Source organism: Onishia taeanensis (assembly GCF_003268885.1).
GTDB classification, from domain to species: domain Bacteria; phylum Pseudomonadota; class Gammaproteobacteria; order Pseudomonadales; family Halomonadaceae; genus Onishia; species Onishia taeanensis_A.
This window is the reverse complement of the sequence record NZ_QLSX01000001.1, coordinates 65,653-81,906: the sequence shown is the minus strand read 5'-3', so window position 1 is coordinate 81,906 and position 16,254 is coordinate 65,653. Positions and strand designations below refer to the sequence as shown.

Genomic DNA, 16,254 nt, shown 5'->3' with positions numbered 1-16,254 from the left:
CCGGGCGGCGGGTGCTCAGCGCATCGAGGCCTGGGCGGTGGCGCGCACCCCCAGACGCTGATCTCGGGTGCTGTGCTTAATGTTTGAATTCAGGGTGCTTAGTCAGGCTACAGAGGCGATATCTGCTAGCATGCCTGTCTATTTGCCAATCAGGATCACGCCGTGGCCGACGCCCCCCACCCCTTCGAACAGCTAAGCCCCGCGCGCATCGTCGATGCCGTCGAGTCGCTGGGCTTCTGGTTGCCAGGAGAACCCTTCGCGCTCAACAGCTACGAGAATCGGGTCTTCCTGTTTCATGATGACGAGCGGCGTCGCTGGGTGGCCAAGTTTTACCGTCCCCAGCGCTGGAGCGATGCTCAGATCCAGGAGGAGCATGACTTCCTGGCCGAGCTGGATGCGGCGGATGTCCCGGTGGCAGCCCCTTGGCGCGATGCCAAGGGCGTCAGCCTGCACCTCTTCGAGGGCTTTCGCTTTGCGCTTTTCCCGCAGGTCAGCGGCCAGGCGCCGGAGCTCGATAATCCGGCCCATCTCTTTGTCCTTGGTGATCTGGTCGGCCAGCTGCATGCGATTGGCGACCGACGACCCTTCGAGCATCGCCAGCGGCTGGACATGACTCGCATGGTCGAGGAAAGCCGCGAGCAGGTGCTGACATCTCCCTGGTTGAGCCGCCAACAGCGCCAGGCCTACGAGCGTATCAGCGCTACCCTGGGCGAACAGCTCAAGGCGCGCGCGTTTCCGGCCGAATCGCTGATTCGTACCCATGGAGACTGTCATCTGGGCAATATCCTGGGGCGGGACGAGCACTTCGCGCTGGTCGATTTTGATGACTGCCTGATGGCGCCGGCGGTTCAGGATCTATGGATGATGCTGACCGCCCAGCACGATCAGGAAGCACAGATGCAACTGTCCGAGTTGCTCGAGGGCTATGAGCAACATCGGGATTTTCCTCGCAGGGAGCTGGCCTGGATTGAGCCGTTGAGGAGTCTGCGCCTGATTCGCTACGCCGCCTGGCTGGTGACGCGCTGGTCAGACCCGGCGTTCCCCAGGGCCTTCCCCTGGGTCGCCGACGAGGGCTATTGGGATCAGCACCTGCGCACGCTCGAGCAGCAGCGTCAGCTTCTAGAGGGCAAACCGCGCTGGCTGGCCTGAGCGGGAGGGCGAAGGTATGGAGCGAGCGCTGCACTGGCGAGCACAGCATTGAGTACAACAGGTACCGAGCAGAGAGTAGCTGAATCTCGAGACGTCAGGCAGCAAGAAAAGAGGCGCGCTGATGGAAGGTCGGCAATGGTCGCAATGCCGCTCGTCGGTGGTGTCTGGGTTACTGGGCTGGAAGTCTACTGAGCTGACGTTTTATTGGAATGAAGGCGTTGTTCATTGAGGCGAAGTGAGGGGTTGTCCTGGGCCTCGATGACCAGTGCCTGCCCCAGTTCGAGCTGGAAGGCATGAGCCGGGCGCAACTCGGCACTCTGGCAGCCTTGCTCGTTGCTTGCAGTGCAGGTGGCATCGACGCCGAAGTCGCCATTGGCTTCGCGGGCCGCCGCCGAGAACTCGCCGCTGTATATCTCGCGAGCATCGCCCATCATGCCGATGCAGGTCAGGGTGTTGGCGGATAACCGTATGCGCCCCTCGACTAGGCGGGCATCGGCGGTGATCAGGCAGTGCGACGGCAGCTCGTGTGACGCCTCTTGTCCGTCGGCAGCTGTAGGGCTGTCCACGGATTCGCGTACCACCGCGGGTTTAAGCAACACGTTGGCACGGCTTGGGGTTGCCTGATCGAGGCTCAAGGTATCGATGACCTGCACATTGATACGGGCCTCTGAAGGAAGACGCAGGGTATCGCCCATGGCCAGGTTCGGCAGTGTCAGGCCGGCCGCCAGCAGGAGAACATGGCGTTTCATCATAGGGGGCATCTCAGTGTCCAACGGGCCTTTCGGGGTATGGAGTTCATTTTACCATAGGGCTGTTTGAAGGCATCAGCCACCGGGTGAGGGCCGCACGCGGCATGATGTCACGCCGTTGGCGGGTATTCTCCGGGAGCAGCGCTGCATGGTGGCGCCGGGTAGGATAAAATTAACGGCTTTATGACATTTTGATGTTGTACGCAAAAAGAAATCTGTATACCTTTTGTATATTATTTAGCGTAAAGGCCCAACCATGACCGAACAACTCGCCGATCATTTTCGTCAGATCATCACCGGCCTGGGCGAAGACCCGGAGCGAGAGGGCCTGCGCGACACCCCCAAGCGGGCCGCCAAGGCCATGCAGTTTTTGACCCACGGTTACGAGCAGTCGCTCGAGTCGCTGATCAATGGGGCCGTTTTCGAATCCGAAACCGACGAGATGGTGCTGGTTAAAGACATTGAGCTGTATTCGATGTGTGAGCATCACATGCTGCCCTTTATCGGCAAGTGCCATATCGCCTATCTGCCTAGTGGCAAGGTGCTGGGGCTTTCCAAGTTCGCCCGCATCGTCGACATGTATGCGCGACGCCTGCAGATTCAGGAGAATCTGACGCGCCAGATCGCCGAGGCCGTCCAGCAGGTCACCGATGCCCGCGGTGTAGCGGTGGTCATCGAGGCCAAGCATCTTTGCATGATGATGCGCGGCGTCGAGAAGCAGAATTCCAGCATGAGCAGCTCCGTCATGTTGGGTGCTTTCCGCGCCAACCAGTCGACTCGCCAGGAATTCCTGACCCTGATCAACGGACGCTGAGCCGCTCACTCGAAGGGAGTTCGCCATGCCGCTGCACGCCTTGAACGACCAGCATCTTGATCATGACCTTGCTACCATCCGCATCAAGAACCTTCGGTTGCGGACCTATATTGGCATCAAGGAAGAAGAGATCCGCAACCGTCAGGATGTGGTGATCAATGCGGTGATTCGCTATCGCGCGGATCGTGCGGTGCAGTTCAACCACATTGACCAGGCGCTGAACTATCGCACCATTACCAAGCACGTCATCACGCATGTGGAAGAGAACCGCTTCCTGCTGCTCGAACGCATGACGCGGGAGGTGCTCGATATCATCATGTCCTACGAGCAGGTGCTGACGGCGCAGGTCGAAATCGACAAGCTCCACGCCCTGCGCTTCTCTGATTCGGTGTCGATCACGCTGTCCGATTCTCGGGAAGTGGCTGCTGATGCCTGAATGACTTGGTGACAGTGGCCAATTCGGCTTAGCATGGAAGCTAGCGTCGATTGACAGGAGATTCCCTTGGACGGCGACATCCTCGCCTTCGATGATGACGCCCAGCAGGGCGTCGTCGAGGCCACTGACGGTCAGCGATTTACCTTCCAGCTTTCTGACTGGCGTGGCCGGGGCTTGCCTGGGCCTCACATTGCGGTGCGTTTCACGCCGCGCGGTGAGCGAGCCGAGCAGCTGATCAACCGGCCGGAAGCCCAGCTTAAGGCCAGAGCCAACCGGCCCCATCCCCCTCAAGATGACGCCAGGGATGCCGCTTCTCATCGGCATTCCGGCTTTGCCATCGCGGCCATTAGCGTGGCGTTTCTTAGCATGTTCCTCGACGGTCAGGCCCCCTTGTTGGGCCTCGTGGCTGCCGTGCTGGGCGTGCTGGGCCTGAGACAGATTCATCGCGCGCCTCAGCGCTATTCGGGGCGACTGTTCTGCTGGGGCGCCATTGGCCTGGCATTGCTGCTGGCCGTTCTGTCAGTCTTGGTGGATCCATCGATGCCGGTGGAGCCATCGATTCAGCCTCCCCACTGATTTGGCATCATCCGCATGCGGTTCGGGTCATCCCGCCGCTTCACAGGAAGGAGAATTCCCATGGAAAATCTGCAAGACAACCCGCTGTTTCGCCCCTTCGCCTATATAGACGGCAGTTGGGTCGCTGCTGACAGCGGCGAGCAGATCGAGGTGCTCAATCCGGCCACGGGTGAGGTAATTGGCCAAGTGCCGCGCCTGGGTCGGGACGAGACCGAACGGGCGATCGCCGCCGCCGAGTATGCCTTCCCCGCCTGGCGTGCGCTGACCGCGCTTGAGCGTGCCGACATTCTCATGAAGTGGCACGATCTGATGCACGAGCACCAGCAGGAATTGGCGCAGATCATGACCTTCGAGCAGGGCAAGCCGCTCAAGGAAGCCGCCGGTGAAATCGCCTATGCGGCGAGCTTCCTGCGCTGGTTCGCCGAGCAGGCGCGGCGCGTTTATGGCGAGACCATTCCTGCGGCCAACGCCAACCAGCGAGTCGTGGTCACCAAGTCACCGATCGGGGTGGTCGGGGCCATTACGCCCTGGAACTTTCCGGCGGCGATGATCACCCGCAAGGCCGGTGCCGCGCTTGCTGCCGGCTGCCCGATCGTGGTCAAGCCGGCCAGCCAGACACCGTTCTCGGCTACCGCCATGGCGCTGCTGGCCGAGCGTGCGGGCGTGCCGCGCGGTATCTTCAACGTGGTGCCGGGGCAGGCCAGCGCGATTGCGGCCGCCATGACGGAGTCGCCGGTGGTGCGCAAGATTACCTTCACCGGCTCTACCGAAGTCGGCCGCCAGCTGATGGCGCAGGCCTCACAGAACATCCAGAAGCTGTCGCTGGAGCTGGGTGGCAACGCGCCCTTCATCGTCTTCGAGGGCGCGGATCTGGACGCCGCCGTTGACGGTGCCATGGCCGCCAAATTCCGCAACGCCGGTCAGACCTGCGTATGTACCAACCGCTTCCTGGTGCAGTCCAGCGTCGTCAATGCCTTCTGCGAGAAGCTGGCCGCAGCCATGAACTCAGAACTGCATGTCGGTGACGGCACCCATGAAGGCATCAACATCGGCCCGCTGATCGACGAGAAGGCGGTGACCAAGGTCAGCGAACACGTCCAGGACGCCGTCGACAATGGCGCCCATGTGCTGCTCGGCGGCCATCCGCATCCGTTGGGCGGCAGCTTCTTCACGCCGACGCTGGTCAACGGCGTTACCCCCAGCATGCGAGTGGCCAAGGAAGAAACCTTTGGCCCGCTGGCGGCGGTCTTCTCCTTCGATGATGAAGAGGATGCCGTGGGTATGGCCAATGACACCGAGTTCGGGCTGGCGGCGTACTTTTACAGCCGCGATCTGGGGCAGGTGTGGCGTGTCTCTGAGGCGCTGGAATATGGCATGGTCGGTATCAACACCGGTGCGATCTCCAATGCCGCTGCCCCCTTCGGTGGGGTCAAGGCATCGGGTCTTGGCCGCGAGGGCGGCCATCAGGGCATCGAGGAATTCCTCGAGACCAAGTACCTGTGCATCGACCTGGGGCAGTGAGCCTCGACGGTTAAGCGCCGCCTAGGCCTTGCCTGGACTGAACCCCATCGCCTTCAGGGCGGTGGGGTTTTTTTGTGCCGTGTGGGTAGGACAGATGCTGAAAGCAAAACACCCCACCGAGTACGCTCGGCGGGGTGTTTTATTGGCAAGGTCAAGAAAACGGCTGGACGCATGGCCGAGGTCCAGCGTTATTCGGTCCGCTTAATGGCGGAAGTGACGCATGCCGGTGAACACCATGGCGATGCCGGCCTCGTTGGCCGCTTCGATCACTTCGGCATCACGCATCGAGCCGCCTGGCTGAATCACCGCGGTAATCCCGGCGGTGGCAGCGGCGTCGATGCCATCCCGGAAGGGGAAGAAGGCATCACTGGCCATCACCGAGCCGGGCACCGAGAGGCCTTCGTCGGACGCCTTGATGCCGGCGATCTTGGCTGAGTAGACGCGACTCATCTGGCCGGCGCCCACGCCGATGGTCTGGCCCTGCTGGGCATAGACGATGGCGTTGGACTTGACGTGCTTGGCGACCTTCCAGGCAAAGGCCAGGTCACGCAGTTCCTGCTCGCTGGGAGCGCGCTCGGTGACCACCTTGAGCTCATCGCGACCGACCATGCCCAGGTCGCGGTCCTGCACCAGCAAACCGCCGGTGACACGCTTGAAGTCGTGGGCCGGGTGGCGTTCGCCGGGCCAATGGGCGGCCACGTCGAGCAGGCGGACGTTCTTTTTCTCGGCAACGATGGTGACTGCTTCGTCGCTGACGCCCGGGGCGATGATCACTTCGACGAACTGGCGGTCGATGATCGCGCGGGCGGTCTCGGCATTCAGCGGCACGTTGAAGGCGATAATGCCGCCGAAGGCGCTGGTCGGGTCGGTGGCGAAGGCCTTCTCGTAGGCTTCGAGCGCCGTCTCGCCGACGGCCACACCGCAGGGGTTGGCGTGCTTGACGATCACGCAGGCGGTGTCGGTGTAGGCCTTGACGCATTCGAAGGCGGCGTCGGTGTCGGCGACGTTGTTGAACGACAGCGCCTTGCCCTGCAGCGAGGTGGCGGTGGCGACACTGGCTTCGCTGGCATCGTCCTCGACGTAGAAGGCGGCCTGCTGATGCGGGTTCTCGCCGTAACGCATGTCCTGCTTCTTGACGAACTGGGTGTTGTAGGTGCGCGGCAGGCCGTCGGCGCCACCTTCGACCTTGGTGCCAAGGTAGTTGGCGATGGCGCCGTCGTAGCGGGCGGTGTGCTCGAAGGCCTTGACCGCCAGGTCGAAGCGGGTGGCGTCGCTTACGGCGCCGTTCTGCTCGGCGATTTCGGCGAGCACTCGCGGATAGTCGCCCGCGTCGACCACGATGCTGGTGTGGGCGTGGTTCTTGGCGCAGGCGCGCACCATGGTCGGGCCGCCGATATCGATGTTCTCGATGGCGTCTTCGAGGGTGCAGTCCGGGCGGGCCACGGTCTGGGCGAACGGGTAGAGGTTGACCACCACCATATCGATCGGCGCGATATCGTGCTCGGCCATCACGGCGTCATCCTGGCCGCGGCGACCGAGAATGCCGCCGTGGATCTTGGGATGCAGGGTCTTGACTCGGCCATCCATGATCTCCGGGAAACCGGTATGCTCGGATACCTCGGTGACGGCGACGCCCTCTTCCTTGAGCAGGCGGAAGGTGCCGCCGGTGGAGAGCAGTTCGACGTCGTGGGCGACGAGGCCCTTGGCAAACTCGACGATGCCTGTCTTGTCGGAGACGCTGATCAGGGCGCGGCGTACCGGCAGCGGTGAAGGGGCTTGATTGGCCATGGGCGGACTACCATTCGTTGCGTTAAAGGAGGGAGAAACGGCCAAGGGCGCCGCGAGGGCGCCCTTGAGGGGAATCAGATCAGTGCATACTGCTTGAGCTTCTTGCGCAGGGTGCCGCGGTTGAGGCCGAGCATCTCGGCGGCGCGGGTCTGGTTGCCATTGGCGTGCTCCATCACCGTGGCCAGCAGCGGCGCCTCGACTTCGGCCATGACCATGGCATAGAGGTCGGTCACCACGCCGCCGTCGAGGTGGTCGAAGTAGCGGCGCATGGCGGCATCGACCGCTTCGCGCAGCGGCTGTTCCTGATGATGGGGGGCGCTTGCCAGGGCGGCACCGCGTTCGATGGCGGTGAGGCTCAAGGCGTCCTGGCCGGTGGCCATGAGATCGTCGGGCGTTGTCGCTTGCCTACTGGTCATGCTGCACTGGTTCCATCTGTTGTCAGGGTCCGTGGCGAGCCTTCGGCGCCGTGACAAAACAGTTCGTCCACGAAATGAAGTTGATCCCGGGCGCTCTCCAGGATGTTGAAACGGGCCCGGTGGGCCTTGAGTTCGTCGGCCGGGCAGTGCCAGGCCAGATACCATCCTAGGTGCTTGCGCGCGATGCGTACGCCCATGTGTTCCCCATAGAAGTCGTGCAGGGCGTTGAGGTGCCCTTGCATCACTCGGCGACGCTCGTCCCGAGAGGGGGCGGGCAGTATCGTGCCGTGGCGCAGATAATGGTCAGTTTCCTGGAAAATCCAGGGATTGCCCTGTGCGCCACGCCCGATCATCACCGCATCCGCACCAGTATAGTCGAGGACGGCGGCTGCCTTGGCCGGAGAATCGATATCACCATTGGCGAATATCGGCATCGACACGGCATCCTTGATGGCGGCAATGGTGTCGTACTCGGCATAGCCGCTGTAACGCTGCTGGCGATGGCGACCGTGTACGGCGAGGGCCTGGATACCGGCGGCTTCGGCGAGCTTGGCGACCCGCACGCCGTTGTTGCTGTCGGCACACCAGCCGGTGCGAATCTTCAGCGTCACCGGGATGTCGACGGCGGCGACCACGGCGTCGAGAATCTCGGCCACCAGCGCCTCGTCGCGCAGCAGCGCCGAGCCTGCGGCCTTGTTGCAGACCTTCTTCGCCGGACAGCCCATGTTGATATCGATGATCTCGGCGCCCTGGTCGGCGTTGAGGCGCGCTGCCTTGGCGAGCATCTTGGCATCGCCGCCGGCGATCTGCACGCTGCGCGGCCCCGGCTCTCCGCTATGATCGAGCCTCAGGCGCGACTTGCGTGTATGCCAGAGGGCGGGATCGGCGGTAACCATCTCGGAGACCACTAGGCCAGCGCCCAACTGCCGGCAGAGCTGGCGGAAGGGGCGGTCGGTGACGCCGGCCATGGGGGCCAGGATCACGCGATTGGTCAAGCGGTGCCGACCGATGGCGGGAAGGCTAGCGGACATGGGCGTCACGGGGTTGCTCGAACAGGGGGGCATATCATACCCATCGACCGGCGTCGGGTGAAGGTGAAAATGCGCCTTTGCCGAGCCGGTCGTGGCGTCAGCCGCCGATGCGGTACCCTTCAAGGCGAACCCAGCCCTCGCGTTCCTCGGGTTCGGCCATGCTAAGTCCTTGGGCCAGATAGGCTTCCAGTACCTCGTCGGCCTGATGGGCGAGGATGCCCGAGAGGGCCAGGCGACCACCGGGGGCGACGTGCCCGGCGATGGTGGGTGCCAGTTCGATTAGCGGGCCTGCCAGGATGTTGGCGACGACGATCGGGTAGCTGTCGGCGCTGAGCTGCTCGGGGTAGTAGAGCGCCAGCCGGTCGGCTTCGACCTCGTTGCGCTCGGCGTTGTCCCGGCTGGCGGTGAGGGCCTGAGGGTCGATATCGCTGCCGGTGGCCCGCAGAGCGCCGAGCTTGAGGGCGGCGATCGCCAGGATGCCCGAGCCGCAGCCCACGTCGAGTACCTCGCGGCCATCCAGCTCGCCGGCAACCGCCAGGCCATCGAGCCATTCGAGGCACAGGGCGGTGGTGGGGTGGGTGCCGGTGCCGAAGGCCAGACCCGGGTCGAGTCGCAGGTTGACGGCGTCCGCGTCTGGCGCCTCCTGCCAGCTCGGCACGATCCACAGGCGGCTGCCCATCTTCAGCGGGGCGAAGCCGTCCATCCATTCGCGCTCCCAGTCGCGATCGGCCAGCAGCTCATACTCGATCTCGGGGCACGGCTCGTCGGGGACCTCGGCGGCCCAGGCCGCGCGGACCTGATCCAGCATGGCGTCGATGCCTTCCAGGTCGTCATAGAGCCCGGTCAGGACCGTCTCGTCCCACAGTGGCGTGGTACCCCGGTCGGGTTCGAAAACGGGGTCGTCGTGGGCGTCCTGCAGCGTAATGGCGCTGGCGCCCTCGGCGAGCAGCAGCTCCTCGAGAATCTCGGCCTGAGCCGGGGCGATGCGAGCCTTGAGTTGTAACCAGGGCATGGCGTCGGTCTCTCGTTAAAAATCTCGGTGAAAAACGCCAGCGGGGCGGCATAGGCCGCCCCGCTGAGGGGAAATCGCTCGACACACCTGTCGTTAATACCTGTCGGTGACCCCCGGGGTGAGCTGATCGTCACGTCGTCCCAGGTTCGCGTTCAGGTTCAGGACTCGAGTTTTTTCTCCAAGTAGTGGATGTTGACCCCGCCCTGCTGGAAATAGCCGTCGCGGACCAGATCCTTCTGCAGGTCGATGTTGGTCTTGATGCCTTCCACCAGCAGCTCGTCCAGCGCGTTGCGCATGCGCGTCAGGGCATTCTCGCGATTCTTGCCCCAGGTGATCAGCTTGCCAATCAGGGAGTCGTAGTGGGGCGGCACCGAGTAGCCGGTGTAGAGGTGCGAGTCCATGCGCACGCCGAGGCCGCCCGGCGCGTGATAGAGGGTGACCTTGCCCGGCGACGGCATGAAGGTGCGCGCATCCTCGGCGTTGATGCGGCACTCGAAGGCATGACCGTTGAGGACGATGTCCTCCTGGCGAACCGATAGCGGCAGGCCTGAGGCGATGAGCAGCTGTTCCTTGACGATGTCGATGCCGGTGACCATTTCGGTGACCGGGTGTTCGACCTGCACGCGAGTGTTCATCTCGATGAAGAAGAACTCGCCATTCTCGTACAGGAATTCGAAGGTGCCGGCGCCACGGTAGCCGATTTCGATGCAAGCATCGGTACAGGCCTTGAGGACCTGAGCACGGGCTTCAGGGTCGAGCCCAGGTGCCGGTGCTTCCTCCAGTACCTTCTGATGGCGGCGCTGCAGCGAGCAGTCGCGATCATAGAGGTGCACGGCATTGCCCTGGCCGTCGGCGAGTACCTGCACCTCGACGTGGCGAGGCTGCTCCAGGTACTTCTCCATGTACACGGTGCCGTCGCCGAAGGCGGCATTGGCCTCGTTCTGAGTCACGCTGATCGAGGAGAGCAGGTGAGCTTCGCTGTGCACCACGCGCATGCCGCGCCCGCCGCCGCCTGAGGCCGCCTTGATGATGACCGGATAGCCGATGCGGCGAGCCACCGCCATCGCTTCTTCCGGGTCCTCGGGTACCGCGCCGTCGGAGCCGGGAACCGTCGGTACGCCGGCCTTCATCATCGCCTCGATGGCGCTGACCTTGTCACCCATCAGGCGAATGGTGTCGGCGCGCGGGCCGATGAAGGTGAAACCGGAGCGCTCGACCTGCTCGGCGAAGTTGGCATTCTCGGAGAGGAAACCATAGCCCGGATGAATGGCATCCGCGTCGGTGACTTCCGCGGCACTGATCAGCGCCGGGATGTTCAGGTAGGACTTCGCCGAGGAGGCCGGGCCAATGCACACCGCTTCGTCCGCCAGGCGCACATGCATCAGTTCACGGTCGGCCTGGGAATGCACCGCCACGGTCTTGATGCCCAGCTCTTTGCAGGCACGCAGGATGCGCAGGGCTATCTCGCCACGATTGGCGATGAGTACCTTGTCCAACATCTTGTATCCGCCCAGGTTGGAATGGAATAGAGGAGGTGAGAACGGCCTTAGCCGATGACCAGCATGGGCTGGTCGTATTCCACCGGTTCGCCGTCTTCGGCCAGGATGGCTTCGATGACGCCGTCCTTGTCCGCTTCGATCTGGTTCATCATCTTCATGGCTTCGACGATGCAGATCGTTTCCCCTTTCTTGACGCTCTGACCGACTTCGACGAACGCCTTGGAGCCCGGCGCCGGAGCGCGATAGAACGTGCCGACCATCGGCGAATTCACGGTATGGCCGGTGGGCTCGGCCGGGGCGGCTGGCTCAGCCGGTGCCGCAGGCGCTGCCGGAGCGGGTGCCGCCGGGGCTGCAGCGGCCGGGGCCGGCTGATAGGCGACGCCGTTGGGGTGACGGCTGATACGAACCGACTCTTCGCCTTCCTGAATCTCGATTTCGCTGATGTTGGATTCTTCCAGCAGCTCGATCAGCTTCTTGACCTTGCGGATATCCATGAGTCTGTCTCGATCGGGTGATAAGGGGTGGGTCTGGTGGGCAGGTTGCTCCGGCTCAGGGCGCTGTCAACCTGCTCAAACTTTGTCTAGATCACGGCATGATGTTGCACGATGCCGCTGATAATCGCCTCTGAACGGCGTGTCGGCGGAGTGTGCCGAAAAAAACGGGTCATGTCCAGTGACGGTCGGAGCCACTCAGGCGGAGTGCCCGGAGGGCCCATCGCGCTTGGCAAACCATTCCAGCAGGGCGCTCAGGTGATCGGCAAAGGGAGCGGCTTCCACTTCACCTTGAATACGGGCATCTCTGATTTCCTTGCCGGCGTTAAAGAACAGCAGGCTGGGTGGTCCGAACAGCTCGAAGCGCTCGAGCAGGGCGCGGCTTTCAGCGTTGCTCTCGGTCACATCGACGCGAATGCGATAAAAGTCGTCGAGCCGTGCCGCCACCTGCGGGTCGGGGAAAACGTCGCGCTCCATGATCTTGCAGGATATGCACCAGTCGGCACTGACGTCGACGAAGGCCGGTTGGCCGCTGCGAGCGGCACGGTCGAGTTCGGCGTTGAGCCCCGCGAGCCCCGTGACCGTGGTGAAGCGTGGCGAGGCAGCGGGTTGGCTGGCGTTGGTGGCGGCAGTGTTGGTCTGCCAGGCCAGCGGACGCAGCGGGTCCTCGGCGCCGCCGGCCGCTCCGACGACGAGAGTGAGCCCCCAGGCCAGCAGCATAAGCCCCCCAGCCTGACCCAGCCGAGCAAGCCCCTTGGGATGATCGAAGCGCAGGGCGCCCAGCGCCAGGGCGCTGCCAATGGCCAGCGCACCCCACAGCAGCAGCGTCAGCGGCCCCGGCAGCAGGCGCTCAACCAGCCAGATCGCAACGCCCAGCAAGAGCACGCCGAAGGCGGACTTGACGTGCTGCATCCAGGCGCCGCTGCGGGGAAGCAGCGTGGCCCCGAAGGTGCCGACGATCAGCAGCGGCACGCCCATGCCCAGCGCCAGGGCGAGCAGACCCAGCCCGCCCATGGCGGCATTGCCGGTGGATGAGATAAACACCAGAGCACCGGCCAGGGGGGCCGAAACGCAGGGCGAGACCACCAGCACCGACAGGGCGCCGGCCAGCGCCAGTCCCAGCGGGCCGCTCTGCTGAGCGCGGTCCTGCCAGGCGTCGAGGCGCTGGGTGAGCCTCGCGGGCAGCCGCAGCTGGAAGACACTGAACATGGCCAGTGCGAACACCACGAACAGCGCGGCGAAGGGAATCAATACCGCCGGAGACTGCAGGCGTGCCTGGAGATTGAGCCCTGCACCGAACAGTCCCATCAGCACGCCGACACCGGCATAGGTCAGCGCCATGCCGGTCACGTAGCTGCCGGACAGCGCGAAAGCGCGCAGCCGCGAGGGCCGCTGGCCGACGATGATCGAGGCAAGGATCGGCATCATCGGCAGTACGCAGGGGGTAAAGGTCAGCCCCAGCCCGGCGAGGAAAAAGAGGCCTAGCACCAGTGCCGGGGAAGCATCCTGCAGCAGGTTGCTGAACTGGCCGTCTTCGCTGGTCAGCGAGGACGCCTCAGGCGCCGTCTCGGCGGACTCGGTTGTATCCTCCTGTGGGGAAGAGGAGGGCGGTGCGAAGGCCGCCGGGGCGGAGCCTGGCAAGGCGGTCAGCTCAACCTGCTGCGGGGGATAGCAGAGCCCGGCTTCGGCGCAGCCCTGATAGTGCAGGGTGACGTCGATCGAGTCGGCGTCGCCTGGATCTTTGATAGGTACCGGGAAGGTGACGCGATCATGGAAGACATAGACCTCGCCGAGGAATTCATCCTTCTTGAAGGTGCCGGCAGGCAAGACGGGCTCGCCAAGCGTTACCTCGGAGCTGTCGGTGCTGATGCTCAGCCGGTGGCGATAGAGATAGTAGCCATCGGCGGCCTCGATGCCGACCATCAGACGGTCGCCGTCGATCCAGGCCTGAGGGCTGAAGGCTTCCTCTACCGGCAGGAAGTCGCCATTGCTGCCACCCGAGGGAAACAGCTGGGCCTGTACCGGAAGCGAAAAGGTCAGCAGCAGACCAAAGGCGAGAAACATGAACCGTGAGATCAACGTCAACATCCTTGCAGGTATTCGGAGCTTTTGGATAGGTAGAGAGTAAGGCGGCAAGTGTTTGAGTCAGGTATAACCCAGATATCACTCAGTTATCACCACAGCCGGAAGTCAGCGTTTGTCTGCGACCGGAACGCTCGACAGGAGTTCCTCGGTCGTGGAAACCTCTCAGGCATTCACCTGCTAGGATAACTCATACGCCTTGTCGGCTTCATGCCCAGCATGCGGCGACAGCGCGCGCGAATTCCTTACCAATCGCCAAGGACCTAGACGATGTCATTGTTCGGATCACGCAAGGCCCGCCCCACCCGGCCCACGGATATTCTGGAACGCCCCGACTACGGCTGGGTGTGGAAGCCGCTGCTGGGACTGGTCGTTGTCTATCTGGTCGTGACCCTGGCGCTGGGTGCCTGGTGGAGCCTGACGCCGGACGGTTTCGACGTGCAGCAGGCCAGTGCCGAGCAGCGTGGCCGGCTTGCGTCTGACGCTCCCGGCGCGGCGCCGCTTGATACCAGCCCGGCAGGGCGCGGGGCGGTGATCATCGCGACCCAGATGACGCTGCTCGATACGCTGCTCGACAAGCAGGGTGGCTATCTGCGTAACGACATGCTGCCGCCGGGACTATGGCTCGACAACATGCCTGCCTGGGAGCTTGGCGTGCTCAAGCAGGCCCGCGGTGAAGCGCATACTCTGGTGGAAAAGAGCGCCATGCAGCCGGGAGCGTTGAAAGAGGCCCAGGAGCGGCTGGACGGCGACAGCCAGGACTGGCTTTACCCTTCCACCGAACACCGCATAGCCAAGGCTCGCGATGCCTACGCAGTGGTGCTGGATGATCTCAATCAGCAGCGTGATGCACTGCCGGCTGAAGGCGATGTGCCGGCGTATTGGCTGTCGCGCGTGGCCCGGCGCCTGGATGAGCTGACCTACCGTCTGTCGGCCAGCGTCGCCGACCCAGAGGCCCTGCGCGAACTCGAGGTGGATGTCGATCAGTTGCCGGGCCGGACGCCCTGGTACCGGGTTGACGATATTTTCTTCGAGGCGCGCGGCCAGGCCTGGGCGCTTGAGCATCTGCTGGCCGCCATGGTCGCCGACTACGGTGACGTGATGGCCGCCGCCGATGCCGAATCTTTGGTGGAACGCTTGCAGGCTGAGCTCAAGCAGGCTCAGCGGACGCTGTGGAGCCCGGTGGTACTAAACGGCACGGGGTTTGGCATCTTCGCCAACCACTCGCTGATGATGGCCGCCTATACCCAGCGCGCCGCGAAGCTGGCCGAGGCGCTTTCCGGTCGTCTGGCGGGTGTCAGTGCGCCGGACGCCTCGCTGAATCAGCCGGCTGACCCGTCAGCGCAAGAGTCCATGGCCGGTCAGACGGCCACTCAGGCCGGAGCCGAGACAGGTGCTCAGGCCGAAGCCCAGGCGGAAGCCCAGACCCAGGCCCAAGATGAAGCCAGCGCTTCGGCGGCCGACGAAGCGTCGTCGCCGGGTGCAGAGACCAAGGCGCCCGGCACCACACCCGAGACGGCCGCTGCCGATGAATCACCGGCCGCTCCATCGTCTGGCAGTGACGAGGCGAGTGCCGGTGAGCCGTCTGCCGACTCGGCTGAGCCGGCGGTTGATGGGGCGGATACAAACGCGGATAGCTAGAAATCTGCAAGTCGCCAGGCAGTGAGCTATGTCATGTCAGAGAGGCGGTGTAGAAGCAATGCAGACGAGTGGCGGAAACGAGAGGTAACGAGAAGGTAATGACGAGAAGGTAATGACGAGAAGGTAATGAAAAGGGGCGCTCAATGAGCGCCCCTTCTGCGTTGTGCCCGATATTGCGGCAGGTGTTTCTGCTTTGCTGTTTACCTACTTACCTATATACCGGCATACCTATTTATTACCTGGGGCCGTCGTCCACCGCTATGCGACTGGCGGGATCGGTTCAGGCTTTTTCGTATTCAGGCTTTTTCGTAGGCGGCAGCGGCCTTTTCGATCGCCTTGCGAGCGGCGTCGGCGCCGTCCCAGGACTCGACCTTGACCCACTTGCCCTTCTCGAGATCCTTGTAGTTCTCGAAGAAGTGAGCGATCTGCTGGCGCAGCAGCTCGGGCAGGTCGGTGACTTCCTGGATGTCGTCATACAGGGCAGTGAGCTTCTGGTGCGGCACGCAGACCAGCTTGGCATCTTCGCCGGCTTCGTCGGTCATGTTCAGGATGCCGACTGGGCGCGCGCGGATCACGCTACCAGGCTGCACTGGATAGGGGGTTACCACCAGTGCATCCAGCGCATCGCCGTCGTCGGCCAGGGTGTCCGGGATATAGCCGTAGTTAGCCGGGTAGAACATCGGCGTGGCCATGAAACGGTCGACCAGCAGCGCATCGAGGTCCTTGTCGATTTCATACTTGATCGGCGCATGGTTGGCAGGAATCTCGATGGCGACGTAGATGTCGTTGGGGAGATCTTTGCCGGCGGGAATCTTGTCGAAGCTCATCGTCGCGTCCTTGGGTGGGCAGTAATCGTTGCCTGTAAAGTCTGGCGAATTATACGAACTGCGCGGCGCGATTACCAATGCGACGAAGGCCGTCATGGGCTCCGAGGGGGCCTCTGAATGTGTATGATAGGTCCAACCTCTATCAGGAGGGGGTATGGCCGCCGAATCAAGGAGACAGACAGGTGGATTCCGAGTTAGCGCTGAGCGTAGGGCAGGCCTTCG

At 63.3% G+C, this 16,254-nt stretch carries 15 protein-coding genes; 6 read left to right on the top strand and 9 right to left on the bottom strand.

The genetic code is table 11. The features are described from left to right. Nucleotides 1–162: 162 nt before the first annotated feature. A complete protein-coding gene (locus tag BCL93_RS00425) occupies nt 163–1,149 on the top strand; it encodes a serine/threonine protein kinase (RefSeq protein WP_112053149.1) in 987 nt (328 codons plus the stop codon). Nucleotides 1,150–1,334: 185 nt separating this feature from the next. Here BCL93_RS00425 and BCL93_RS00420 read toward each other — a convergent pair whose 3' ends face one another. After that, nucleotides 1,335–1,910 carry a hypothetical protein gene (locus BCL93_RS00420; protein ID WP_146742448.1) on the bottom strand — a complete coding sequence of 192 codons (576 nt, stop codon included), beginning with the start codon at nt 1,908–1,910 and terminating at the stop codon, nt 1,335–1,337. A 244-nt stretch (nt 1,911–2,154) separates the two neighbouring features. Here BCL93_RS00420 and folE point away from each other — a divergent pair, with 244 nt between their 5' ends. From folE to BCL93_RS00400, 4 genes are all read left to right on the top strand, one after another. Further along, nucleotides 2,155–2,712 carry a GTP cyclohydrolase I FolE gene (gene folE / locus BCL93_RS00415; protein WP_092527316.1) on the top strand — a complete coding sequence of 186 codons (558 nt, stop codon included), beginning with the start codon at nt 2,155–2,157 and terminating at the stop codon, nt 2,710–2,712. 25 nt (nt 2,713–2,737) lie between these two features. Beyond that, nucleotides 2,738–3,148: a dihydroneopterin triphosphate 2'-epimerase gene (gene folX / locus BCL93_RS00410; protein WP_112053147.1), complete on the top strand. Its 411-nt coding sequence runs from the start codon at nt 2,738–2,740 to the stop codon at nt 3,146–3,148. A gap of 66 nt (nt 3,149–3,214) precedes the next feature. Then, the gene (locus BCL93_RS00405; RefSeq protein WP_112053146.1) at nt 3,215–3,724 is read left to right on the top strand and encodes a DUF4190 domain-containing protein; all 510 of its coding nucleotides are present in this window, start codon (nt 3,215–3,217) and stop codon (nt 3,722–3,724) included. 60 nt (nt 3,725–3,784) lie between these two features. After that, on the top strand, nt 3,785–5,245 hold the full coding sequence (locus BCL93_RS00400; RefSeq protein ID WP_112053145.1) for an NAD-dependent succinate-semialdehyde dehydrogenase: 1,461 nt from the start codon (nt 3,785–3,787) through the stop codon (nt 5,243–5,245). A gap of 201 nt (nt 5,246–5,446) precedes the next feature. On the opposite strand, the gene purH is transcribed toward BCL93_RS00400, so the two are convergent. From purH to dsbD, 7 genes are all read right to left on the bottom strand, one after another. After that, complete coding sequence (purH, locus tag BCL93_RS00395; protein ID WP_112053144.1) at nt 5,447–7,033, bottom strand: bifunctional phosphoribosylaminoimidazolecarboxamide formyltransferase/IMP cyclohydrolase; 1,587 nt, start codon at nt 7,031–7,033, stop codon at nt 5,447–5,449. 74 nt (nt 7,034–7,107) lie between these two features. Beyond that, complete coding sequence (fis, locus tag BCL93_RS00390) at nt 7,108–7,449, bottom strand: DNA-binding transcriptional regulator Fis (RefSeq protein WP_258395862.1); 342 nt, start codon at nt 7,447–7,449, stop codon at nt 7,108–7,110. Next, the gene (gene dusB, locus BCL93_RS00385; protein ID WP_258395861.1) at nt 7,446–8,480 is read right to left on the bottom strand and encodes a tRNA dihydrouridine synthase DusB; all 1,035 of its coding nucleotides are present in this window, start codon (nt 8,478–8,480) and stop codon (nt 7,446–7,448) included. Before dusB ends, fis begins: the two co-directional genes overlap by 4 nt. A 97-nt stretch (nt 8,481–8,577) precedes the next feature. Further along, nucleotides 8,578–9,492 carry a 50S ribosomal protein L11 methyltransferase gene (gene prmA / locus BCL93_RS00380; protein WP_112053143.1) on the bottom strand — a complete coding sequence of 305 codons (915 nt, stop codon included), beginning with the start codon at nt 9,490–9,492 and terminating at the stop codon, nt 8,578–8,580. A gap of 158 nt (nt 9,493–9,650) precedes the next feature. Next, complete coding sequence (gene accC / locus BCL93_RS00375) at nt 9,651–10,991, bottom strand: acetyl-CoA carboxylase biotin carboxylase subunit (protein ID WP_112053142.1); 1,341 nt, start codon at nt 10,989–10,991, stop codon at nt 9,651–9,653. Nucleotides 10,992–11,038: 47 nt separating this feature from the next. Continuing rightward, entirely contained in the window at nt 11,039–11,485 is a 447-nt protein-coding gene (accB, locus tag BCL93_RS00370) for an acetyl-CoA carboxylase biotin carboxyl carrier protein (protein WP_112053141.1), read from the bottom strand. A gap of 195 nt (nt 11,486–11,680) precedes the next feature. Continuing rightward, nucleotides 11,681–13,570, bottom strand: a complete 1,890-nt coding sequence (dsbD, locus tag BCL93_RS00365) for a protein-disulfide reductase DsbD (RefSeq protein ID WP_112053140.1) — start codon at nt 13,568–13,570, stop codon at nt 11,681–11,683. Nucleotides 13,571–13,834: 264 nt separating this feature from the next. Between dsbD and BCL93_RS00360 the strand changes: the two genes are divergently transcribed. After that, nucleotides 13,835–15,205: a DUF2333 family protein gene (locus tag BCL93_RS00360; protein WP_112053139.1), complete on the top strand. Its 1,371-nt coding sequence runs from the start codon at nt 13,835–13,837 to the stop codon at nt 15,203–15,205. Between the two features lie 296 nt (nt 15,206–15,501). On the opposite strand, the gene ppa is transcribed toward BCL93_RS00360, so the two are convergent. Continuing rightward, nucleotides 15,502–16,032 (bottom strand): inorganic diphosphatase, encoded by a 531-nt coding sequence (ppa, locus tag BCL93_RS00355; RefSeq protein WP_112053138.1) that lies wholly within the window; start codon nt 16,030–16,032, stop codon nt 15,502–15,504. Between the last annotated feature and the right edge of the window lie 222 nt (nt 16,033–16,254).